Here is a 20,472-nt window from a genome sequence, read left to right on the forward strand (position 1 = left end):
GGCTACGCCCGGATGTCGAGAAACCAGTCCCGGCTCCGACTCCCCTGAGAAGCGCCCACCGGGCGCACCGATCCCTGGAGGAACCATGAAGTACATGATCATGATGTTCGGCAGCGCCGAGTCGATGATGGAGACGCGGACACCGGAGTGGGTGCGCGAGATGATCGGCGCCATGATCCAGCTCGACAAAGACCTGGAGAACGCAGGCGAGCTCGTGTACAACGAGGGCCTCGCCGACCCCGGCACAGCGAAGACCGTCCGGTTCGTCGACGGTGCGGTCACCGCGACGGACGGCCCGTTCGCCGAGGCGAAAGAGTCTGTGATCGGGTTCTGGATCGTCGACGTCGAAAGCGAGGCGCGCCTGCTCGAGATCGCCGAAGGCATCGTGAAATGGTCGGACGTCGTCGAAGTGCGTCCCATCCCGGGCGGGCCGCCGGAAGTGTGACCCGCCGGACCGAGACGGTGCGATTCGAGGAGGCGCTGCGCGACGCCGCGCCATATGCGCTCGGCACGCTGGTACGCCGGTACGGACAGTTCGACGCGTGCGAGGATGCCGTCCAGGAGGCGCTCATCGCCGCGGCGTCCAGCTGGCCGGCGGACGGCATCCCGGACAGCCCGCGGGCCTGGCTGACGACCGTCGCCGACCGCAGGCTCACCGACGCGTGGCGCAGCGAGAGCGCGCGACGGCGGCGGGAACTGGCGGTGATCGAGGCCGAACCGCCAGGTGAGGCCGCGGTGAGCGACGACGACGACACACTGCGCCTGATCTTCCTCTGCTGCCACCCGTCGCTTTCTGCACCGTCGCAGCTCGCGCTGACCCTGCGGGCGGTCGGCGGCCTGACGACAGCCGAGATCGCGAGCGCGTTCCTCGTGCCGGAGGCGACGATGGCGCAACGGATCAGTCGCGCCAAGCAGAGCATCCGTGCCGCGGGCGCCCGCTTCGTGCTTCCCGACGACGAAGACAGGTCGGACCGGCTCGCCGTCGTGCTCCAGGTGCTCTACCTCATCTTCAACGAAGGGTATGCGGCGCGCTCCGGCGATTCCCTGCAGCGTTCGGACCTCACGAGCGAGGCGATCCGGATCACACGGATGCTGCACCGGCTTCAACCCGACGAGGGCGAAGTCGGTGGCCTGCTGGCGCTGATGCTGCTGACGGATGCGCGGAGCGCGGCACGCGAGACCGAAGATGGTCGGCTGGTCCCGCTGGCGGAGCAGCGGCGGGAGCTGTGGGATCGCGCCGCCATCGCTGAAGGGGTGGCGCTGCTGACCCGTACTCTGGGGCGCGGAGTCGTCGGACCGTACCAGCTGCAGGCGGCGATCGCGGCAGTTCACGATGAGGCCCCGAATGATGACGAGACCGACTGGCGGCAGATCCTCGCGCTCTATGACGTGGTCGAGCGCGTCGCACCCTCGCCCGTCGTCACCCTGAATCGCGCGGTGGCGCTGGCGCGTGTCAGCGGACCCCGTGCGGGCCTCGCACTGCTCGGAACGCTCGACGGGGATGAACGACTCGCCACCAGCCATCGGCTCGATGCCGTGCGCGCGCACCTCCTCGAACGCGCGGGCGACCTGCCCGCGGCCGCCGACGCGTATGGCAGGGCCGCCCGAGCCGCCCTCAACCGGCAGGAGCGCGACTATCTCCGCACGCAGGCGGCGCGAATCGCGTCGGCGCTCGCCTGAGTAGCCGATCGCTACCGAAGCCGGTCGCTTCGGGCCGGCATTCGCGACATTTGAGGACATCGGCGGCCACGCCACAGCCGACTCAAAGGTACGGACCCCTAGCATCGAGATCGTACGTGTCGAGAAGCGTCGATGGGATGAATCCGGATGGCAACAGGCAAGGGCGCGAACGGTCCGACGAAACGTGACCGTCGCGAGGAGGCCCGCGAGCACGCGCGCCTGATGCGCGAAGAGGCTCGCAAGCGCGCCCAGCGTCGCAAATGGTGGCTCCAGGGCTCGATCGTTTTCGTCGTCATCGCGATCCTCGCCGTCGTCGGCCTCTTCGTCTACAACGGTGTCTCCGCGTCGGCGAACGTCGCCAACCCGAAGAACATGGTGAGCAACGGCATCCTGCTCACCAGCACGACCAAAGCGGTCTCGACGCCCGCCATCGCCAAGGGAGAGCCGCCGACGCCGACGACGCAGTCCAACGCGGCCGGCAAGGCGAACATCACGATGTACGTCGACTACCAGTGCCCATACTGCAACCAGTTCGAGACGGCGAACGCGACCCAGATCGGCCAGTGGCTCAACGGCGGCATCGCGACGGTGGAGATCCACCCGATCGCCATCCTCGACGCCTCCTCGAGTGGCACCAAGTACTCGACGCGTGCGGCGAACGCGGCGGCCTGTGTCGCCAACTACGACCCGAACAAGTTCTACGCCGTGAACAGCGCCCTGTTCGCGAATCAGCCGGCCGAAGGCGGTACCGGGCTCACGGATTCGAAGATCCTGTCCGTGCTGAAGGGCGCAGGCGCGAGTTCCTCTGCGATCACCAAGTGCGTGAACAATCAGACGTTCAAGGACTGGGTGTCGTCGGCGACCACGCGTGTGCTCACGAAGCCGCTGCCCAACTCCACGATGGCGAAGCTCACCGGCACGCCGACCGTGATCGTCAACGGCCAGCAGTACACGGGTTCGCTGAGCGACGCGAACGCGTTCCTGCAGTTCGTCGGCTCCGCAGTGCAGGCCGCCTCGTCGACTTCGTCGCCGACGCCCACGCCGACTCCGACGCCCTCGAAGTAGTCTCCTGCCTTCGCACTCCGGCAGGTCGCCGCGCATTGACGCTCCGACCTGCCGGAGTAGCGTTCACCTCATGAGCAACGAGAACATAACCCCGCAGTTCGATGCGGACGGACGCGATGCGCTGGGGTACGACAAGGACGGCGACAAGGATTACGCCCTCGATGACGCGATCGGTGACGACGACTTCGCGGATCACCTGGTGACAAACGACGCCGTCGCCGGCGAGACCGTGTGGTCCGGCGCCGGCGACGGCAACGATGGGCCGACAGGCGGGTCGCCCGGCGAGGCGTCACCCACCTACGACGAGCACAACAGGCAGGACGATCCGTTCGACGCGATCCCGAACGACGACGACTTCGTCGAATAGGTCAGGCGGCAGCCGGTCAGGCAGCCTGCGAAAGACGCACCATGTTGCCCGACGGGTCGCGGAATGCGCAGTCGCGCGGTCCCCACGGCTGGTCGATGGGCTCCTGGAGCACCTCCGCACCCGACGCACGGATGGCTTCGAAGGCCGCGTCCACGTCGTCGGACCGGAAGACGATCGGACCGAGAGCGCCCTTGGTGACCAACTCCTGAAGGGTGTCGCCATCGGCCTGCGAGCGGCCGGCGTGCGGGTCGGAGAGCACGATCCCCAGCTCGGGCTGCTCTTCGCTGCCCAGCGTCACCCAGCGGTGCCCACCGCTCGACACGTCGTTGCGTACATCGAGGCCGAGCGCATCCCGGTAGAACGCGATCGACTCGTCGACGTCGTTGACAGTGATGTTCGTGTACTGAAGTGAGATAGTCATACCGACAACGCTAGGCAGCGTCGGAGTCGGCCGCTTCTCGAATCCTGCTCGCCTTGCTCCTGGTGGGTCGCGTGCGAACCTTGGCGACGCACGGCGGCATCGCGGTCACCGCGTGGTGCTCGCGCTGGCGGTAGGAGCTGGGAGTCTCGCCGACGATCTCGGTGAACCGCGAGCTGAACGAGCCGAGCGACGTACAACCGACGGTCATGCACGCGTCGGTCACGGTCATCCCCTCCCGAAGCAGTGCCATCGCCCGTTCGATGCGACGGGTCATCAGGTAGGAGTACGGCGTCTCGCCGTAGGCGGCGCGGAACTGCCGCGAGAAGTGCGCCGGCGACATCAGGGCCTTCGACGCGAGGGTCGGCACATCGAGCGGCCGGGCGTACTCCCGGTCGATGAAGTCACGCGCCCGGCGCAGATGCGCGAGGTTGGCGAGCTCCTGAGGCGTCATGCAACGACAGTAACACCCGCCTGCGACACGTCAACCTCTGATTCGGCCACCCTGCGGCGCCGGCAGCGTGAGAAGCGACCGCCGCGGATTGCTACCCTGAACGGATGACCGCTGCCGACTCCGAGACGACCGTGCCGCCGGCCGCATCGGGAGCGCGATCCCGCTCAGTGGCGCTCGACGTGCTTCGTGTCGCCGCCATCCTCGGCGTCGTCGCCATCCACGTCTTCGCAGGCATGGTGACGAACCCGGCCATCCGCGGGTCCGGAAGCTGGTGGGTCGCGACAGCGCTCGACATCGGCAACGTGTGGGTCATCCCGGTCTTCGTCATGGTGAGCGGCGCGCTCGTTCTCGGGCCCCGAGCGCACGCGGCGGGACCGCGCGCGTTCTATCGCAAGCGGCTGCTCCGGCTTGGCCCGGCTTTCATCGGGTGGCAGATCTTCTACATCCTCGTCGTGCAGCAATGGCTCAGCCATCGCAACCTGAGCCTCGCCGATGTCCTGCAGCAGATCGCAGACGGCAAGACCTACACCCACCTGTACTTCCTCTACCTCATCGTGGGCCTCTATGCCGTCGCGCCGGTGCTGGCGGCGTTCCTTGCCGGCGGCGGCGCGGGGCGGGCCTACATCTTCGCAGGCACGGTTCTCGCGTCGACGCTCCTCGTCTACGTGATCGCCGACCTGTCCGCTCTCAACAGCGCACCGAGGCCGATCGTTCTCGGCGCGCTGACGCAATGGGTTCCCTATGTGGGCTACTTCCTGGCGGGTTGGGCTCTCCGCAACATCGCTCTTTCCTGGCCATGGGCGACTCTCGCGGCCATCGTCACCCTGGCCCTCCTCGCTGAGACGATCTGGCAGTACGCCAATTCGGGTCGTCACGTGCTCCTGAACGCGGTCTCCCCGCTCGGCTACCTGAGCGTGATCGTCGCCGCAGCGTCGATCGGGGTCTTCGTCGTGGGTCAGAGCATTTTCGCGAAGGTGAGCGGGACGGGCCGCGCCGCGCGTTTCGTGAGGGAACTCTCGGACGCGTCGTTCGGTGTGTTCCTCGTCCACTTCTTCTTCATCGTGCTCATCGTGACCCTGTTTCCCGGCTTCGCCGAACTACGCGCGACGAACCTCTTCGGCGCTGCGGCCTTCTGGGCGGTCGTCGTGGTCATCTCGTTCGCAGTGAGCATCGGTGCGCGACGGGTTCCCGTGCTCCGCCGCTTCTTCTGAGCGTCCCGGCCCGCAGTCCGGTCAGGCCCGCACCTTCGCGTCGAAGAGAGCGGACGGGTCCGCGGGATGGTAGGGGACGGTGAAGAAGCCGAACACTTCTGCCTCGTTGCCCGAGTAGGAGAATTTCGTCCCGCGCTCCGGGTGGGCGGTGCTGAACGTGATGGTGACCTCGGTGTCGGGGACATTGCTGTCGTAGACCGAGACGGTCGTCGTGCCGCCGTTGTCGTCGTAGGCGTAGGCCAGCACCTGGTGGTTCTTGCCGAGATCCATCGGATTGGTGGAGTTGACCAGGATCAGCCCGAGCGGACACGGGGTGCCCTTGTCGATCGCCTTCCGCAGCTTCGGGAGCTCCTCCTCGACCGTGCGATAGGAGGTCCCGTGGATGACCAGGCCGAACCCGACATCTTCGCGCCCCAGAACCATCCACTCGTAGTATTCGGCGACGCCGGCAGGGATGTTGAAGCTGTCGATGAGACGCCGCACGATGTAGTCGAAGGCCGGCGAGTCGGCCGGAGGGTTCTGGTTCGTCTCGGGCGGCTGCCGCTTGGCGACGAACAGGTCGGCGGCGGCGAACGCCATGCCTCCGCAGAGTCCGTTCGAGGCGTCACCGATCGGGATGGACCCGAAGGGCGTCGCGATCTTCACGTCCGGTTCGGACGGCCACGAATTGGGATAGTGCAAGCCACTCGTACCCGGCGTGAATCCCGTCAGCGTTCCCATCGTCGATCCCCTCGTCGGCATCGTTCGTGCCGAAACAGTAGCACGCGGGATGCGCATCCCACTTCCGAATTCTGACCATACGGTCTAATATCAGACCATGCGGTCAGATTCTGAATTGGAACCCCGCCTGACGCGCACTCAACGCGCACGCCAGGCGGACATCGTGAACGCCGCGATAGCCCTCCTCGACCGCGAGGGCTACGCTGCCGCTTCCGTGGAACGGATCGCCGCTGAGGCGGGCACGAGCAAGAGCACCGTGCTGTACCACTTCAAGACGAAGGAGGCGATCTACGAGGCGGTCGTCGTCGCGCTGTTCCAGGCCGGCGGCGCCTACATGACCGAACGCATCATGGCCGAAGACAACCGGTGCGACATGCTGCGCGCCTACCTGGCCTCGAACCTGCACTTCATCGCCGAGAATGCCGCGCACGTCAACGCCGTGCACCGCATCCAGGAGAACGGCGGACCCCCCAGCGACGGCTCGGATGCTGTCGCACCGCTGGCGCATCTTCTTGCGTCCGGTCAGGAGACCGGCGAGTTCGGTTCGTTCGATCCGGAGGTCATGGCACTCGCGATCCGCGCGATCGTCGACGGGGCATCCTTCCACTTCACCGCGCATCCGACCCTGGATATCGACCACTACATCAGTGAAGCGATCCAGCTCTTCGACAGGGCCACCGCACCCTGACGAAACACGAAAGGACACACCCATGACAACGAAATCCACGCCCGCGGACCGCGCTGCTGCCGCATCGGTCGCCCCCGGCTTCGGACCGGTCACCTGGCTGGTCGGCGCCTACGCCGTGCTGAGCATCCTGACGGTGATCGCGATCGCCATCCTCTCCGGCGTCGCGCCAGACCTCGTCAGCCCCCAGGCCTGGGTGCGCGGGATCATCATCGCGGCCACGTCCATCCTGACCTTCGCGTTCGCCCGCCGGGCCGCACACGGCTCCCCGCGAGCTCTTCTGCGGCTGCGCATCGTGGTCGCGATCCTGTTGGTCGCGGTCGTCGCGGTGCTCTTCTTCCTCCCGCTTCCGGTGTGGATGGTCGTCGAGCAGGCCGTGTGCGGCGCGCTTCTCCTCGCGACGGCGATCATCATCTTCCGGCCGCAGCCGTCACCCCCGGACGACGAAGGTTAGCTCGCCTCAGGCGAGCCCATCCCACGACCACTGCGGAACGGACAAGTCGGGCGGAACGTCGTCGGGCCCTTCCGGATAGCGCGCCATCGACGTTCTCGTGGCCCACGCGAAGTAGTCGTGCAGAACTCGACGAAGACGCTCGTCGTCGGCCAGTCCGGCGTCGGCGAGCGCCACGTCGAAGCACGCGATCGCGCGGTTGTCCATGTCGTGATGCTCGCCGTTTCCGCTGTGCAACCGCACCACACTGGTTTCGGTACCGTACCGAGCCGAATAATCCGCCGGACCGCCCAGGGCCTCGCCCCAGTAGGCCGCGAGCCTCTCGGTGTGATCGTCGCGGAACCCGTGGTGGAACGCATGAGCGACCACGGGTTCCGCCATGACCCTCTCGTGCCACGCGCCCGCCAGGCGCAGCATCCCATCCGCTCCACCGGCCGCCTCGAATACCGTCTGCATGGCACCAAGGCTGCCACTTTCCGGGGCGGCCGGATAGATGGGGATGCGCGGCAAATGCCTACGTGAGTGCCTGCACCGAACATCCCAGCCCCTGTTGACTTTGGGGATGAACGCGCCTACCGTCCGCCTAAACCGGTTTAGATCTCGCATACCGGCCTGAGGAAAAAGGAATACGCAACGATGCGATCACCCCACTCACCGACACCACACACCTCCGCACTGCGGCGAGGATTGGCGACTGTCGCCGTTGCCGCTACTGCGACAGCCATCGCGATCGCGGGCCAGATGCCCGCCTCCGCAGCGGTCCCGACCACCGCATCCGCACCATCCGCCACCGGAGCATCCGGCTCGCACCCGAACGCCCCGACCCCCAAGCTCACCAACCTCGCGCACCTGGACTGGCTGCTCGACACCGTGCCGCTGCCGGCGAACGTTCCCGGCCACACCACATATCGCCAAGCATCCGAACCGACCGCGACCGCACCGTGGGTCTACGCGAACCGCAACGCAGACGGCACGTTCACCGATGTCGGCGGCGGCCCGATCACGGATGCGGCCAAGGGCTATTACGCGCAGGGATCGTTCGACGCCGACGACATCTCGCGCTCGGCAGTGGTCTACCTGCGCGACTGGGCGCAGAACCACACGCCCTCGAGCAAACAGCACGCGTATGAACTGCTGAGAGAACTCACCTACCTGCAGACGTCGACGGGCCCGACCGCGGGCAACGTCGTGCTCTGGCAGCAGCACGACGGCACGCTCAACCCGAGCGCCATCCCGGTCGAATTGCCGAACCCGAGCGATTCGGCCGAATCATTCTGGCTCGCCCGCACTGTCTGGGCTCTCGGCGAGGGCTACGCCGGTTTCAAGACCGCGGACCCGGCTTTCGCCCAATTCCTGAAGCAGCGGATGGGGCTGGCTCTCGGATCCCTCGGCCGCCAGTCGCTCGCGAAATACGGGACGACCGAGATCGCGAACGGCGTGAAGGTGCCCGGCTGGATGATCGTCGACAGTGCGAGCGCGACCTCGGAGGCGGTCCTCGGCCTCAGCGCCTACGTGAAGGCGGCGCCGGATGACCGCACGGCCGCGACCGCCCTCGCCCGCTATGCGGACGGAATCAACCGGATGTCCAGTGGCGGCATCGGACAGTGGCCGTTCGGCGCGATCCTGCCCGAAGAGAATTCGCCGACGTTCTGGCACGCCTGGGGCGGGATGGAGCCGGCCGCGCTCTCGACAGCCGCAACCGTTCTGCGTCGCGGTGACTACCAGCAGACCGCAGCTGTCGACACGGCGCAGTTCACCGCCCAGCTGCTCGCGACCGGAGGGCCGGACAACGGCTGGACACCCACTCCCGCCGACCAGACCCAGATCGCTTACGGCGTCGACTCGCGGGTGGAAGGCCTGCTCGCCGTCGCCGACGCGACCCAGGCAGCCGGGCTCGATCAGCTGGCGGGCGCCCAGGCGGCCTGGTACTTCGGAGCGAATCCGGCGGGCGTGCCCGTCTATGACCCGGCGACCGGTGTCTGCGTCGATGGAATCAACTCCGACAAAACCGTGAACCGCAACTGCGGAGCCGAGTCGACCATCCACACCGAGTTGTCGATGCTGGCCCTGGATGCGCATCCCGACGTCGCCCGAATCGCCACGTCGCTCAACCGCACCACCGCGACCGACGGGCTGACCGTCGTCGAAGCCGAGAGCGGAAGGCTCACCGGCTCGGCAACCGTCGTCACTCCCCCGTCGGCCTGGACCGGTTCGGCCAACTGGTCGGGCGGCAAGTACGTGCAGGCGGGTGCCGGTGACACGATCACCATGACGCTCCCTGCGCTGACGGGTGCGCACCGGATTCTGCCGATCGCCGACCTGGGCAACCCGGCCGGTAACGGGACGACGTCGTGGATGGCTTCGGGCGGCTCGCGGCCGACCAGGCTCGGGAGCAGCTCCAACTCGACTCACGCGCCGCAGGGCATCGCGCCGACGACGGTGTATCTGCAGCCGCAGATGCTGCCGGGCACCGCGCCCGACGGTACGACGACGCTGACCGCGCGTGTGGGCGGGGCCGTTTCATTGGATGCAGTGATCGTGCAGCCGGTGGTCTCGCACCTCGGTCAGGCGGGCGTCGGGACGAGCCGCGACATCTACGTCAACGGAACGGATTCGCGCGCCTGGCAGAAGCTGAGCGCGACCCGTCCGGTCACAGTGCAGCGTTTCGACCGGTTCGGGCGTGCCGTGGGCGGCCCAGCTGTCGTCGGATCGCACGCGAACGTCACGGTGGAGGCCGGCGGGTTCACGGTGGTGAGCTCGCGGTAGATCGTTTTTCGGCGAGGCGAGGGGTCCCATTCGCGGGGCCCCTCGTGTTCGTCAGCCTGCCGTCACGCCGTCCGCGGCCTGCGCAGCGAAACCGCGGTAGTGATGGCGAGCACAACGATGCCGATCGCCTCGACCACGACCGTCTCAGGTACGAGGGTGAACGTCCACACCTCGCGGATGCCGAACAGCCCGACAGTCAGCGCGAGCAGCAGCGCGAGAAGGCTGGCGATGACGAACAGCAGACTCAGCACCGATGCGATGCCCAGGAGTCGGCCGCGCAGCACGAGCATCCCGATCGCGAGGACGACCGCCGCGATCACGTTGAGGATGAAGAGCACTCTGAGCGTGCCGCCGACGCCATCGAAGACAAGAAAAAGGTGAATTGCCGCAATCGCCAGAAGGACGATCGCGCTCAGGACTCGCATGACCGTGAGCAGTCCCTGTCCGCTCCTGGTCGCCTGCACACTCGTGTCAGTCATCTGCATACTCGCTTCCGGTTCGAGCCTTCCCGGTGGAGGCCCTCCATCAAAAGACACGAGGGAGCGGGCTGTTGGGTTCAATCTCGGGTTGTCGTTCGGGCCGCTGATGCTCACGTCGAACCTCACGCGGGCGGCTCCCACAGCTCGATCGGCAGCCCCTCAGGATCGTGGATGCGGGCGAAGCGCCCGTATTCGGTCTCCCACTCGGGTCGCCGTTCGACGGCGATATCCGCCGCCTCCAGCGACGCGGCCAACTCGTCCAGCCCGGTCACTCGCAGGTTGAGCATGAAGGACTGATCGGATGCGAAATAGTCGGTGTCAGCGGCGAACGGCGCGAAGACGGTCATTCCCGCTTCCTGTTCCCAGTTCGCCCGCGCCTCCGGATCACGACTGGGGAAGAACAGGCCGCCGATTCCTGTGACGCCCATCGTGCGCCTCGTCGGTTTTCAGGTTGATCACTTGTGGATGGGTAGGCGGATGCGACCTGCTCACTGCAGGCAGAACTCGTTCCCTTCCGGATCGCGCATCTGATAGTAGTGCTCGGTCACCGGCCCCCAGGCCTGATCGATGAGACGCGCGACGCTCGCGCCGAGGGCGACGAGGCGATCCCTCTCGGCGTCGAGTTCGTCATCGGTTGGGCGGCGCCCCTGCACGGCCTGCACGTCGAGGTGAACGCGGTTACGCCCGGTCTTCGGGCCATCCGCGTGGTGGAAGAACAACCGCGGCCCGGTGCCATCGGCACTTGCGGCGAGCGCTCGCTTGCCGAGATCGGCCTCGGTGAGGCCGCCAGCGAGGAGTTCCTCCCGGAGTTCGCCGTCGAAGCGTTGAGGCGGGTAGCGGAACACGCCTGCCCAGAAGTCTGAGAGGGCCTGTGGGTCGTTTGCGTAGAAGACGATGTTGGCGAGCGTGGCCACAGGGTGGTGTCCTCTCAGGAGTAGTTGGCGGTGGTGGTCCGATCATCGCCTGCAAAGGGCGCGGGCGTGGGTTCAGTCAGGCCGGTGGTTCGATCGTCAGGCGTCTCGGCGGGTCAGCTTCAATACGGGGATCGTTCGCGTCGTGCGGGCTTCGTAGCTCGTGAAACCGGGGCTGCGTGCAGTGAACTTCGCCCACGCCTCGTCGCGCTCGGCTCCTCTGAGCTCCTCCACGTGGACCTGCACCTCGCCCTCCCCGGGCAGTTCGACCGTGATATCCGGATGCGCGAGCAGGTTGTGGTACCAAGCTGGGTGGTCATCCGCCCCCGCTTTGGACGCCGCAACGAGCCAGCCGCCGTCCTCCGTCGCGATCTGCATGACCGGCGTGACCCGCTCGATGCCGGTCTTCGCGCCGATATGGTGCAGGAGCACCAGGCTGCGGCCGAACCCGCGCGAGGTCACGGTGCCGTCGTTCGCGCGGAACTCGGCGATGATCGGGTCGTTGAAGTTGTCGTGGCGGCGGTCGGTCATGCGTGGGTCCTTGGTCTGGGTGGATGACGTGTGAGGTCTCGTGGGCTCAATGCGAGATTACGCCGGGATGAGCGGGGCGGCGTCTTTCACGGGCTGCATAAGACTGGACACCGACCCACAACCGTCAGCGACGCGAACAGGCCGACTGCCCTCGTGCCAGATTTGGGGGAAGCGTACGATCCAAAGCGGGAATTGATCGCCGACGGAGACGAGTCAGACATGGAAACGAAAAGCATCAAAACGCCCGGCGCCGTGATCGTCTACGACATCGCCGACGCACGGAACGGAGCGGACGCACATCCACCGCTCGTCATGATCGGCCAGCCGATGGATGCGAGCGGCTTCCGTGCCCTGGCGTCGTATTTGCCCGACCGCATGGTGGTCACGTACGACCCGCGCGGCCTGGGGCGCAGCACCCGCAGCGACGGCGAGGTCACCAACACGCCAACTCAGCAGGCTGAGGATGTGCACGCGATCATCACAGCGCTCGGCGCCGGGCCGGTCGACATGTTCGCGAGCAGCGGCGGAGCAGTAACCGCACTGGCGTTGGTGGCCGCCCACCCAGACGACCTGCGAACCCTCGTCGCCCATGAGCCGCCGCTGCCCGGAGTCCTCCCCGACGCGGACGGCGCTGAGCGTGCTCTGGCGGCGGTCCACGAGGCCTACAACTCCAAAGGCTTCGGGTCAGGGATGGCCGCGTTCATCGCGATGACATCGTGGCGCGGAGAGTTCACCGACGACTACCTCGCCCAGCCCGCACCCGATCCCGCGATGTTCGGGATGCCGGCAGACGACAACGGCTCACGCGACGACCCCCTGCTCTCAGAGCGCTCGAGTGCGATAACTGATCTCCGACCGGACATCGACGCCCTCAAGGCTGCGCCGACACGCATCGTGATCGGAGTCGGGGAAGAGTCCGAAGGCATCTTCACCGGCCGCGCCTCTGTCGCCGTCGCCCAGCTGCTCGGCTCGGATCCGGTCGTGTTCCCGAGCCACCATGGCGGCTTTGCCGCCGAAGACTCCGGATATCCCGGGAAGCCGGAAGCGTTCGCCCGCCGGCTCCGCGAGGTACTCGACGAGCGCGGGTAAGCCAGCGCCGCGGATATCAAGTACGCGCGACGCGATGCGATGATGCTGGCATGCCGTCCTCCCAGTCGCTGAGCGAAGCTGATCGCCGCCTCGTCGCAACGTGGGCAGCCGACTGTGCTGAGCGCGTCCTGGTCTTGTTCGAGGCAGAGGCTCCGACGGACGACCGACCGCGAGATGCGATCGCGCGTGCTCGGGCCTTTGCTCGGGGTGAACTCGATACCGCCGGAGAGATTCGCCGCCGTTTCGTTGCCGGTCGGGCCGCGCACGCCGTGAGCTCACCCGCTGCGGTCGCGGCCGCGAGGGCAGCGGCACAAGCCTCCGGTGTCGCTCACATGGGCGCGCATGCTCTCGGCGCAGCCGCCTACGCGGCGAAAGCGGCTGGGCTGGCCGAACCGGACCAGCCCACCGCCGTCGCCGACGAGATCACCTGGCAACTCGAGCACATGAGCGCTCGAGTGAGCGCGGCGCTTCAGCAGCTGCCGCCACTCGGCGAGGACTCCGCCGGCCCACTCGGTCCCGGCCTACTCTCGTCGGGCATCCTCGGGTCCACCATTCGCACGATTCAGGCCGCCATCGGCAGCAGCCCACAGCTGGAAGAAACCCGATAGGCGAGCGCCCGCTCACGGCTCAAGGTCGGTCATCCCCTTGCCGCTGGCGAAGTCGAGCGGCACGGATGCTTGGTCGTGGGTGATCAGCCACTGACCGTCGACCTTCTCGAAGCAGAACGTGACCCTGACCCACATGCCGTTTGTGGCCGTGCCGTTCGTCAGGGTGCCGCTGATCCGACCGAACCCGTGCCCGAACGCCACGACATCGCCCACGGCGAGTGTCAGCTCGCGCACCTCGTAGTCCAGCTCCTGGAACATCGTGAAAACCGTGACCCAGTTGTTCAGCTTCGCAGCGAGCCCCACGTGCTGCAGCGGGGGCTCGACGTCGAACGACACGACATCCGGAGCGTAGATCTCCCTGAGTGCATCCAGGTCTTTGACTCTCAGCGCCCCGATCAGCGCGTCGAGTTGCTGTCTGATAATCGCCTCGTCCGCGTCCCGTGCCGTCGTGTCTACATCGTCTCGTGTCGTCATAGCCTCGCTTCTTTCGATTTACGGTCGATCCTTCAGAAGCTATGACGATTCAGAGGGGTGAATTGTCACATGGCGACGGAGGCAGCAGTCAGTCTCCCGCGTTGCCGCCACTGCTGCTCCCCTCGCGCCCGCGCTCCGCATCCGCCTGTTCCGCCTCGACCGCCCGGTGGATGTTGCCATGGATGTGGTCGGCCCCGACCATCTCGATCACGCCATCGCGTTCGAGCACGACCCGGGGAGCCGGCTTCAGCCGGGTGAGCCGGATATTCACGCCGGCGTCGCGACAGAGAGTCACGACGTCCGCCATCTTCGCCGCGCCCTGGGAGTCGATGAAGTTGATCCCCCCGCAGTCGATCACGATCCCGGTCAGTTCCGGGTTGGCCTGGATGACCTCCCGCAGATGGTCCTCCAGGGCATCGGCGGTGGCGAAGAAAAGGCCGCCGTCGAACCGCACCACCGCTACGCCCGGCAGAATCTCATCGCCGGGGAACGTGTCGACTTCACGGAAGACCTGCGTCCCACGCTCACGACCGAGCGTCGGCATCTCCGGATGCGTGGCCACCGCAACAAGCCAGGCCAGCGACAGTCCGATCCCGATGATGACGCCCGCGAGCACACCGAACACCAGCGTTCCGAGGAGCGCCACAATCGCGATCCAGAAGTCGACCTTCTTCACCCGGAAAAGCCGCCGCATCTCTGGGAAGTCCATCATCCCCATCACGACGGCCTCGATGATCAGCGCGCCGAGAACCGCCTTGGGCAGGTTCGAAAAGAGCGGCGCCAGAAACAGCAGGGTGAGCAGTACCGTGACGCCCGAGGTCAGAGAGGCCAGTCCCGTCTTGGCACCGGAGCGGTCATTCAACGAGCTCGCGGACAGGCTGGTCGAGACGGGCATCCCCTGGAAAAGTCCGGAGCCGATGTTGGCCAGCGACTGGGCAACCGATTCCTGGTTGATGTCGATCTGGTAGCGGTGCCTCGCAGCGAAAGTGCGCGCATCCCCCGCGGTCTGTGAGAAACCGATCATGACCAGCGCCACCGCGGCGAGCGCGACGGTGCCGGCGTGGTCCCACAGCAGCTGCAGATCCGGAACCTGCAGCGAGGGCAGCCCCCGCGGCACGTCACCCACCAGGGCCACGCCCTTTGCCCCGAGGTCGAACAAAGCCGCGGCCAGCAGCCCTCCGACGACGAGCACCAGGGCACCGGGGACTCGCGGCGCGATGGCTCGCAGTCCGAAGACGACGACCAGCGAGATCACGCCGACCAGCACCGTCGTCCCGTGCGCGTCGTCGAGCGTTCCGAACCATGACCACAGTTCCTGGATGGGGTTGGATCCGGTGGTCTCGGTTCCGGTGAGCTTCGGCAGCTCCCCGATCACAACGTCGATCGCGGCACCGAAAAGGAACCCGGTGACCACCGCGCGCGACAGAAATTGCGCGATCCAGCCCATCCTGAACACCGCGAGAAGCAGAAACAGGATGCCCGAAGCCAGCGTGATCCCGGCAACGAACGAGGCGACGTCCTGCTCGCCGGTGATGCTCGCGGCGAGCACGGCACTCGCGGCCACCGCCGCAAGGCCTGAACTCGGGCCCATCGAGATCTGGCGGGAGGTTCCGAAGATCGCGTACAGGATGGCGCCGGCAGCCGCCGCGTACAGCCCGTTCTGCAGTGGCACCCCCGCGATGCCTGCGTACCCCAGGTTCTTCGGGACGATGAGAGCGGCGACAGTGACCCCGGCGATCACATCACCGCGCAGCCACGACCGGTTGTAGGAACGGAGCTGGCCGATAATCGGGACCCGAGTGAGGCCTCGTCCCTTCGCCTTGGTCATGCGTCAGTCTTACCCAAGTTCGGCCGTTCCGCCAGAGCTCGAGTTTGCTCAGAGAAGACCTTCGCGCTGCCCGGCCTCGCGGTGCACCACGACACCTCGACTCTCCTCGTCGTTCAACGGCCTCTCACCGTAGATCGGTGGGACACTGAACTACGGCAATTCATCCTCGCGGAGGTGAGAGTTGAGCAAGTCGAACGCTGCGGTGGAAACCGCGCATGCGGCACCGGCAGCGGGCGTGCCGTTTCTGCGCGATCCCGTAATGGACCTTGCGAGGGTCGGCTGCCTCGCTCTCGTCGTCGTCGGCCACCTCCTGATGATCGGCGCCTCTGTCGGTTTCGACGGCAAGCTCGTCCTCCAACGAACGCTCGGCCTTCAGCCGTGGTTCACACCGGTCACGTGGATCGCCCTCATAATTCCGCTGTTCTTTGTGATCGGCGGGCTGGTCGGAGCGCAAGCGTGGCGGAGAACGGCGGCGCGCGGTGGTACGGCGGCCGAGTTCATCCGGGGACGGTTCCAACGCCTTGCGCGGCCAGCCATACCACTCTTCGCCTTCCTGTCGACGGCCATCCTCATCATGCGATTGGCCGGCCTCGACACGGATACGGCCAACAAGATCGCGGCCGGTGTCGCGTTGCCGTTGTGGTTTCTCGGCGCCTACGCGTTCTGTCAGGCGTTCCTGCCCGGGATGACAGCACTGCATGACCGTGCACCGATCCTGACCCTCGGTGGCGTCGCCGTCGCAGCGATCGCCCTCGATGTCGCTCGCGACACCACGGGGATACAAGAGTTCGGCCTGCTCAACATGATCTTCGTGTGGCTGTTCATCCAGCAGCTCGGAATCTGGGCCGCCGACGGCTGGTTTCGCGCTCGATCCCGTGGAGCGCTTGTCCTCCTCGCCACCGCGAGCTACTTCACGCTCGGCCTACTCACCACTGTCGGCCGATACCCGGCGAACATTCTCGACAATCTCAACCCGCCGACGGTGGTGTTGGCGGTAGTTGCCATCGCCCAGTTCTCGCTGCTGATGCTGCTGCATCCTCTCCTGACCCGGGCTATGCGCGGCCGGGCGATGCAGGTGATCGTCTCCGCGGTCGGAAGCCGATTGATGACGGTGTATCTGTGGCACCTGCCGATACTGGCGCTGATCGTCGGGTCGCTGCTCCTCACGCCGCTCCCGTCACCGGCGCCAGGCAGCGGGATGTGGTGGGCGACGCGTCCTCTCATCCTTCTGATGGGCATCCTCGTGCTGATCGTCGTCGCGCGTGTGCTCGGCCGATTCGAACGATCGGTTCCGACCTATCGGTGGTTCGGGTTCCGTGTGAGCGACTGGAGCATCGGCATTTCCATGTCGCTTCTGATAATTCCACCGTTCACCATCATGCTGTTCGGTCTCAACCTCACCGTCGCGATAGCGGGCACTGTGCTCCTCATGGTGGCCGTGTTCCTGCAGCGCCCGGCCGACAACACGGTACAGACCCGCCGCGCCAGCCGGTCACGCCTGACCACGCACGAACCCGCGATGTAGAGAACGAGCAAAGGCGCAAACGCCCTGCTCACGATGTTCCTCCTACGTCTCATTGCGCGACAGGTACAGCACAGCCGGCCCGGATGCGACCCGTGAGGTGAACTCGACCACGCTCGCGGTCTGGTCAACGATCAGTTCGTCTGCGCGCACGGTCTCGCGACGGTCGATCCCGAACCATTCCACCCCGTACACGCCTGGAGCGAGCTCGATCGTGAACCCGCGGTCGTCGCCATCCACCTGGAGGACGAGGTATTCGACGCCGGGGTTGACCAGCGCAAAACCGGCAGGACCGACATCCGTCCGCGGCAGCATATCGACCAGCCCAACCCGCTCAGCGAAACGGCGAGTGTCCCCCATCGCCCACCGTGCGGGCTCGTACGCTTCGAACGGCGGCACGCCGCTGTCGGCCGGTGCATCGCCGGTTGGTTCGAGTCCGGCGATGAGGCCGAAGTCCATCAGGATCGGGTGGTGACCGCGCAGGAACGTCTTCCACGCCCACAGGGCATCGCCGTGCCCGGGCGCATAGTGGTCGGTGTCGCTGATCACGACCTTCGCTCCGTCGGCGAGGGGAGGGTCGACATACCAGTGCGACGGCGGAGACCCTGGCGCCATCGGATGTCCTCCGTCCGCGAAGATCTCATCGTCGTACCCCGGTGAGATCCACTCGGCGCGGCTTGCGAGCAGCGGATCATTGACTGCGGTCTGCACCGCAACCGGAAACTGCATCGTCATGCCGATGGGATGCGCGTCGTAGCCGTGCGCTTGCTCGTGTTGTTTGACGATCTCGATCACCCCGTACTGCCATTCGGTGGTGTCTCCCCAGTCCGGCGTCGTCTCCAGACCGATGAATCCCGCGAATTCGTCGGTGACGGTTCCACCGCCGGAGGACTCGTTGGCCACCTCCCACAACACGTTGGGGAGGTCGTGGAGCGTGTCGACGACCCTCCGGATGTACGCATCCTGGATCGACTGCACGTGCGGGTCGAGCGGCAGCACCTGCAGGTCGTTGATCGATGCGGCCGCGATGCCGTTCACGTTGTTGTCCGCGTGAAACGGGTGTCCTTCGATGTGGTCGGGCGCAGGGCTGAGGTGGAGCGCCCATCCGTCGAAGAGCATGACCCCGATGTAGATGCCGGCTTCTCCAGCTGCGACGACACGGTCACGGAGCCGCTGGAAGTAGTCGTCGTCCAGCCCTTCCAGGTCGAAGCGCGGCTTGCCGTCCTTCGCGAAGCCCGGACCGGTTCGGGGCCACGGCTGCGGGCTCATGTTCAAGTGATAGCTTCCGCCGGCGGCCTGCGACCGGAACTGCTCCCAGCGCCACAGCCTGATGAAGTTGTGGCCGCGTTCGCTGAGGAATTCCAGGTAGGCGTCGTAGTCCATCCTCTCGGGTTCATCCGACCCTTCCGGTCCCGGGCCCATGCCGTCCTCCAGGTTGTTCCAGATGTGGGATCCGGTCAGGTAGACCGCGCGCCCGGCATCGGGTCCGGATGCTGGCGTGAAATACCGCGGGTTGCGCGCTGAGACGACGAGTGGTCCCGTCGCTGTCCGTGTGGTCGTCATAGTCGTCTGCTCCGTTCCTCAGGCCGGTGTCTGCGGTCTGTGCGACCATACTCCCGACAGGCGATCGATCGGAGGGCGGATGCGGGGCGAGGCCACCGTGTTGCACGCCGATCTCGACGCGTTCTACGCCTCGGTCGAGCAGCGCGACGCGCCTGCGCTGCGCGGCCGGCCCGTCATCGTCGGGGGCGGCGTGGTGCTTGCGGCGAGCTACGAGGCGAAGGCGCGAGGAGTGCGCACCGCGATGGGCGGCCGACAGGCGCGCGACCTGTGTCCGGAGGCCGTGGTCGTCCCGCCGCGGATGGATGCGTATTCCGCGGCAAGCAAGGACGTCTTTGCGATCTTCCGCGATACGACCCCGCTCGTCGAGGGATTGTCGATCGACGAGGCGTTTCTGGAAGTCGGGGGGCTCCGGCGCATCGCGGGCACGCCCGAGGAGATCGCGATGCGACTGCGGGAGCGGGTGCGTGCAGAGGTCGGACTCGCGATCTCGGTCGGGATCGCGAGGACCAAGTTCCTCGCCAAGGTCGCCAGCGCCGTGAGCAAACCCGACGGGCTGCTCATGGTCGAACCCGACCGCGAACAGCAATTCCTGCTCCCGCTCCCGGTGGAACGGCTGTGGGGCGTGGGCGCCGTCACGGCAGAGAAGCTGCACAGACTCGGCATCCGCACTGTCGGTCAGCTGGCCGAGCTCGAAGAGGCAACGGCAGAGAGACTGTTGGGAAGGGCGGCCGGCGCGCACTTGCACGCGCTTGCCCGGCTGAGGGATCCGCGCCCGGTCGACGTCACGCGGCGACGCGGGTCGATCGGCTCCCAGCGTGCGCTCGGTAGTCGCCCGCGCACGGGCGAGGAGCTCGACCTCATCCTCACTCAGATCATCGACCGGCTCGCTCGCCGACTCCGCGACGGCGACCGCACGTGCCGCACGATCGTGCTTCGGCTCCGCTACGGCGACTTCGCCAAAGCCACGCGCTCACGCACGCTCCCATTTCCGACAGACCGGACATCAGTGTTGCTCACCATCGCCCGAGGCCTGCTCGCTACCGTTCAGCCTGAACTCGCAGAACGCGGCATCACGCTCATCGGCATCTCACTGTCGCAGTTGGGACGAGCGGACAGTTTCCAGCCCGAACTGCCGATCGACTGGGACGACGGGGCGCGCCTCGACACCGTGCTCGACGCGGTTCGCGATCGCTTCGGCGCAACCTCGGTCGCTCGTGCCGCACAACTCGGTCGCGATCCAGGCTGGTCGGCGCCGCTTCTGCCAGAACACGAATGACGAGAGCTAGCGGCCCTGACGCTTCTTGAATGGCTTCGGCTGCCCCTTCACGGCCGGGGTGCGACCCTTGCCCTTCGAGGCTTTGGCTTTGCCGCCGGCCGGCTTGACAGGCTTCTCGACCGGGACGGGTACTGCGGCAATCTCTTCCCGCGCTGTGGCAAGAAAGAGGACTCCGGCCTTGGTCAGCCGAGTGGTGGGCTCGCGGATGAAGAGTGGAGTCCCCACTTCGTCTTCGAGCTTCGAAATCGACGAGTAGAGAGCAGCGAGAGGGATGTTCAGTGCGATTGCTGCACGCGGGAAATGCAGCTCCTCGGCCACGGCGACAAACCGGACGAGCAGGGTGATATTCACGTAAGCCCTTCAAGGATCTCGTC

General features: G+C 66.5%; 24 protein-coding genes. 12 read left to right on the forward strand and 12 right to left on the reverse strand.

What is annotated here, in order from left to right; translation table 11 throughout:
- The first annotated feature begins 85 nt into the window (after positions 1-85).
- The 4 genes from AAYO93_RS13145 to AAYO93_RS13160 all read left to right on the forward strand — a co-directional run bounded on the left by AAYO93_RS13145 (position 86) and on the right by AAYO93_RS13160 (position 3,112).
- A complete protein-coding gene (locus AAYO93_RS13145) occupies positions 86-445 on the forward strand; it encodes a YciI family protein (RefSeq protein WP_345761632.1) in 360 nt (119 codons plus the stop codon).
- Positions 442-1,680 carry an RNA polymerase sigma factor gene (locus AAYO93_RS13150; RefSeq protein WP_345761633.1) on the forward strand — a complete coding sequence of 413 codons (1,239 nt, stop codon included), beginning with the start codon at positions 442-444 and terminating at the stop codon, positions 1,678-1,680. Before AAYO93_RS13145 ends, AAYO93_RS13150 begins: the two co-directional genes overlap by 4 nt.
- A gap of 147 nt (positions 1,681-1,827) precedes the next feature.
- The gene (locus AAYO93_RS13155) at positions 1,828-2,745 is read left to right on the forward strand and encodes a DsbA family protein (protein ID WP_345761634.1); all 918 of its coding nucleotides are present in this window, start codon (positions 1,828-1,830) and stop codon (positions 2,743-2,745) included.
- Positions 2,746-2,815: 70 nt separating this feature from the next.
- Positions 2,816-3,112 (forward strand): hypothetical protein, encoded by a 297-nt coding sequence (locus AAYO93_RS13160; protein WP_345761635.1) that lies wholly within the window; start codon positions 2,816-2,818, stop codon positions 3,110-3,112.
- A 16-nt stretch (positions 3,113-3,128) separates the two neighbouring features.
- Here AAYO93_RS13160 and AAYO93_RS13165 read toward each other — a convergent pair whose 3' ends face one another.
- Entirely contained in the window at positions 3,129-3,533 is a 405-nt protein-coding gene (locus AAYO93_RS13165) for a VOC family protein (protein WP_345761636.1), read from the reverse strand.
- 10 nt (positions 3,534-3,543) lie between these two features.
- Positions 3,544-3,984, reverse strand: a complete 441-nt coding sequence (locus AAYO93_RS13170) for a helix-turn-helix transcriptional regulator (RefSeq protein WP_345761637.1) — start codon at positions 3,982-3,984, stop codon at positions 3,544-3,546.
- Positions 3,985-4,088: 104 nt separating this feature from the next.
- Between AAYO93_RS13170 and AAYO93_RS13175 the strand changes: the two genes are divergently transcribed.
- Positions 4,089-5,195 carry an acyltransferase gene (locus tag AAYO93_RS13175; protein ID WP_345761638.1) on the forward strand — a complete coding sequence of 369 codons (1,107 nt, stop codon included), beginning with the start codon at positions 4,089-4,091 and terminating at the stop codon, positions 5,193-5,195.
- Positions 5,196-5,216: 21 nt separating this feature from the next.
- Here the strand turns inward: AAYO93_RS13175 and AAYO93_RS13180 are convergent, their stop codons facing one another.
- Complete coding sequence (locus AAYO93_RS13180; RefSeq protein ID WP_345761639.1) at positions 5,217-5,915, reverse strand: hypothetical protein; 699 nt, start codon at positions 5,913-5,915, stop codon at positions 5,217-5,219.
- A 97-nt stretch (positions 5,916-6,012) separates the two neighbouring features.
- On the opposite strand from AAYO93_RS13180, the gene AAYO93_RS13185 reads away from it, so the two are divergent.
- Together AAYO93_RS13185 and AAYO93_RS13190 are read left to right on the forward strand one after the other, a co-directional pair.
- Positions 6,013-6,603, forward strand: coding sequence for a TetR/AcrR family transcriptional regulator (locus AAYO93_RS13185; protein WP_345761640.1), 591 nt, complete (start codon positions 6,013-6,015; stop codon positions 6,601-6,603).
- A gap of 22 nt (positions 6,604-6,625) precedes the next feature.
- Complete coding sequence (locus AAYO93_RS13190; protein WP_345761641.1) at positions 6,626-7,054, forward strand: hypothetical protein; 429 nt, start codon at positions 6,626-6,628, stop codon at positions 7,052-7,054.
- A 6-nt stretch (positions 7,055-7,060) separates the two neighbouring features.
- Here the strand turns inward: AAYO93_RS13190 and AAYO93_RS13195 are convergent, their stop codons facing one another.
- Positions 7,061-7,507: a group II truncated hemoglobin gene (locus AAYO93_RS13195; RefSeq protein WP_345761642.1), complete on the reverse strand. Its 447-nt coding sequence runs from the start codon at positions 7,505-7,507 to the stop codon at positions 7,061-7,063.
- A gap of 180 nt (positions 7,508-7,687) precedes the next feature.
- Here AAYO93_RS13195 and AAYO93_RS13200 point away from each other — a divergent pair, with 180 nt between their 5' ends.
- Positions 7,688-9,817 (forward strand): hypothetical protein, encoded by a 2,130-nt coding sequence (locus tag AAYO93_RS13200; protein ID WP_345761643.1) that lies wholly within the window; start codon positions 7,688-7,690, stop codon positions 9,815-9,817.
- Between the two features lie 62 nt (positions 9,818-9,879).
- Here AAYO93_RS13200 and AAYO93_RS13205 read toward each other — a convergent pair whose 3' ends face one another.
- The 4 genes from AAYO93_RS13205 to AAYO93_RS13220 form a co-directional block, all read right to left on the reverse strand.
- Positions 9,880-10,296 carry a hypothetical protein gene (locus AAYO93_RS13205; RefSeq protein WP_345761644.1) on the reverse strand — a complete coding sequence of 139 codons (417 nt, stop codon included), beginning with the start codon at positions 10,294-10,296 and terminating at the stop codon, positions 9,880-9,882.
- Between the two features lie 122 nt (positions 10,297-10,418).
- On the reverse strand, positions 10,419-10,724 hold the full coding sequence (locus AAYO93_RS13210; RefSeq protein ID WP_345761645.1) for a VOC family protein: 306 nt from the start codon (positions 10,722-10,724) through the stop codon (positions 10,419-10,421).
- Positions 10,725-10,784: 60 nt separating this feature from the next.
- Entirely contained in the window at positions 10,785-11,210 is a 426-nt protein-coding gene (locus AAYO93_RS13215) for a VOC family protein (protein ID WP_345761646.1), read from the reverse strand.
- A gap of 96 nt (positions 11,211-11,306) precedes the next feature.
- Positions 11,307-11,738, reverse strand: coding sequence for a nitroreductase/quinone reductase family protein (locus tag AAYO93_RS13220; protein WP_345761647.1), 432 nt, complete (start codon positions 11,736-11,738; stop codon positions 11,307-11,309).
- Positions 11,739-11,957: 219 nt separating this feature from the next.
- On the opposite strand from AAYO93_RS13220, the gene AAYO93_RS13225 reads away from it, so the two are divergent.
- Together AAYO93_RS13225 and AAYO93_RS13230 are read left to right on the forward strand one after the other, a co-directional pair.
- The gene (locus tag AAYO93_RS13225) at positions 11,958-12,827 is read left to right on the forward strand and encodes an alpha/beta fold hydrolase (protein WP_345761648.1); all 870 of its coding nucleotides are present in this window, start codon (positions 11,958-11,960) and stop codon (positions 12,825-12,827) included.
- A 50-nt stretch (positions 12,828-12,877) separates the two neighbouring features.
- Positions 12,878-13,435, forward strand: a complete 558-nt coding sequence (locus AAYO93_RS13230) for a putative immunity protein (protein WP_345761649.1) — start codon at positions 12,878-12,880, stop codon at positions 13,433-13,435.
- A gap of 12 nt (positions 13,436-13,447) precedes the next feature.
- On the opposite strand, the gene AAYO93_RS13235 is transcribed toward AAYO93_RS13230, so the two are convergent.
- Positions 13,448-13,909 carry a YybH family protein gene (locus AAYO93_RS13235; protein WP_345761650.1) on the reverse strand — a complete coding sequence of 154 codons (462 nt, stop codon included), beginning with the start codon at positions 13,907-13,909 and terminating at the stop codon, positions 13,448-13,450.
- Between the two features lie 88 nt (positions 13,910-13,997).
- A complete protein-coding gene (locus AAYO93_RS13240; protein ID WP_345761651.1) occupies positions 13,998-15,737 on the reverse strand; it encodes a SulP family inorganic anion transporter in 1,740 nt (579 codons plus the stop codon).
- Between the two features lie 181 nt (positions 15,738-15,918).
- Here AAYO93_RS13240 and AAYO93_RS13245 point away from each other — a divergent pair, with 181 nt between their 5' ends.
- On the forward strand, positions 15,919-17,262 hold the full coding sequence (locus tag AAYO93_RS13245; RefSeq protein ID WP_345761652.1) for an acyltransferase family protein: 1,344 nt from the start codon (positions 15,919-15,921) through the stop codon (positions 17,260-17,262).
- 42 nt (positions 17,263-17,304) lie between these two features.
- Here AAYO93_RS13245 and AAYO93_RS13250 read toward each other — a convergent pair whose 3' ends face one another.
- Positions 17,305-18,822, reverse strand: coding sequence for a hypothetical protein (locus tag AAYO93_RS13250; RefSeq protein ID WP_345761653.1), 1,518 nt, complete (start codon positions 18,820-18,822; stop codon positions 17,305-17,307).
- Positions 18,823-18,901: 79 nt separating this feature from the next.
- Here AAYO93_RS13250 and dinB point away from each other — a divergent pair, with 79 nt between their 5' ends.
- A complete protein-coding gene (gene dinB, locus AAYO93_RS13255) occupies positions 18,902-20,098 on the forward strand; it encodes a DNA polymerase IV (RefSeq protein ID WP_345761654.1) in 1,197 nt (398 codons plus the stop codon).
- A gap of 6 nt (positions 20,099-20,104) precedes the next feature.
- Here dinB and AAYO93_RS13260 read toward each other — a convergent pair whose 3' ends face one another.
- Positions 20,105-20,449, reverse strand: a complete 345-nt coding sequence (locus tag AAYO93_RS13260; protein WP_345761655.1) for a LysR family transcriptional regulator — start codon at positions 20,447-20,449, stop codon at positions 20,105-20,107.
- Between the last annotated feature and the right edge of the window lie 23 nt (positions 20,450-20,472).

Source organism: Diaminobutyricibacter sp. McL0608, from assembly GCF_039613825.1.
In the GTDB taxonomy this organism is placed as follows: domain Bacteria; phylum Actinomycetota; class Actinomycetes; order Actinomycetales; family Microbacteriaceae; genus Diaminobutyricibacter.

Bases quoted from the DNA above. Each gene is read 5' to 3' on its own strand.
- AAYO93_RS13155 (WP_345761634.1), top strand. From the start codon at position 1,828: ATGGCAACAGGCAAGGGCGCGAACGGTCCGACGAAACGTGACCGTCGC.
- AAYO93_RS13210 (WP_345761645.1), bottom strand. From the start codon at position 10,724: ATGGGCGTCACAGGAATCGGCGGCCTGTTCTTCCCCAGTCGTGATCCG.
- AAYO93_RS13240 (WP_345761651.1), bottom strand. From the start codon at position 15,737: ATGACCAAGGCGAAGGGACGAGGCCTCACTCGGGTCCCGATTATCGGC.
- AAYO93_RS13160 (WP_345761635.1), top strand. From the start codon at position 2,816: ATGAGCAACGAGAACATAACCCCGCAGTTCGATGCGGACGGACGCGAT.
- AAYO93_RS13180 (WP_345761639.1), bottom strand. From the start codon at position 5,915: ATGGGAACGCTGACGGGATTCACGCCGGGTACGAGTGGCTTGCACTAT.
- AAYO93_RS13190 (WP_345761641.1), top strand. From the start codon at position 6,626: ATGACAACGAAATCCACGCCCGCGGACCGCGCTGCTGCCGCATCGGTC.
- AAYO93_RS13200 (WP_345761643.1), top strand. From the start codon at position 7,688: ATGCGATCACCCCACTCACCGACACCACACACCTCCGCACTGCGGCGA.
- AAYO93_RS13205 (WP_345761644.1), bottom strand. From the start codon at position 10,296: ATGACTGACACGAGTGTGCAGGCGACCAGGAGCGGACAGGGACTGCTC.
- AAYO93_RS13250 (WP_345761653.1), bottom strand. From the start codon at position 18,822: ATGACGACCACACGGACAGCGACGGGACCACTCGTCGTCTCAGCGCGC.
- dinB (WP_345761654.1), top strand. From the start codon at position 18,902: ATGCGGGGCGAGGCCACCGTGTTGCACGCCGATCTCGACGCGTTCTAC.
- AAYO93_RS13220 (WP_345761647.1), bottom strand. From the start codon at position 11,738: ATGACCGACCGCCGCCACGACAACTTCAACGACCCGATCATCGCCGAG.
- AAYO93_RS13145 (WP_345761632.1), top strand. From the start codon at position 86: ATGAAGTACATGATCATGATGTTCGGCAGCGCCGAGTCGATGATGGAG.
- AAYO93_RS13185 (WP_345761640.1), top strand. From the start codon at position 6,013: ATGCGGTCAGATTCTGAATTGGAACCCCGCCTGACGCGCACTCAACGC.
- AAYO93_RS13165 (WP_345761636.1), bottom strand. From the start codon at position 3,533: ATGACTATCTCACTTCAGTACACGAACATCACTGTCAACGACGTCGAC.
- AAYO93_RS13225 (WP_345761648.1), top strand. From the start codon at position 11,958: ATGGAAACGAAAAGCATCAAAACGCCCGGCGCCGTGATCGTCTACGAC.
- AAYO93_RS13175 (WP_345761638.1), top strand. From the start codon at position 4,089: ATGACCGCTGCCGACTCCGAGACGACCGTGCCGCCGGCCGCATCGGGA.
- AAYO93_RS13195 (WP_345761642.1), bottom strand. From the start codon at position 7,507: ATGCAGACGGTATTCGAGGCGGCCGGTGGAGCGGATGGGATGCTGCGC.
- AAYO93_RS13170 (WP_345761637.1), bottom strand. From the start codon at position 3,984: ATGACGCCTCAGGAGCTCGCCAACCTCGCGCATCTGCGCCGGGCGCGT.
- AAYO93_RS13230 (WP_345761649.1), top strand. From the start codon at position 12,878: ATGCCGTCCTCCCAGTCGCTGAGCGAAGCTGATCGCCGCCTCGTCGCA.
- AAYO93_RS13235 (WP_345761650.1), bottom strand. From the start codon at position 13,909: ATGACGACACGAGACGATGTAGACACGACGGCACGGGACGCGGACGAG.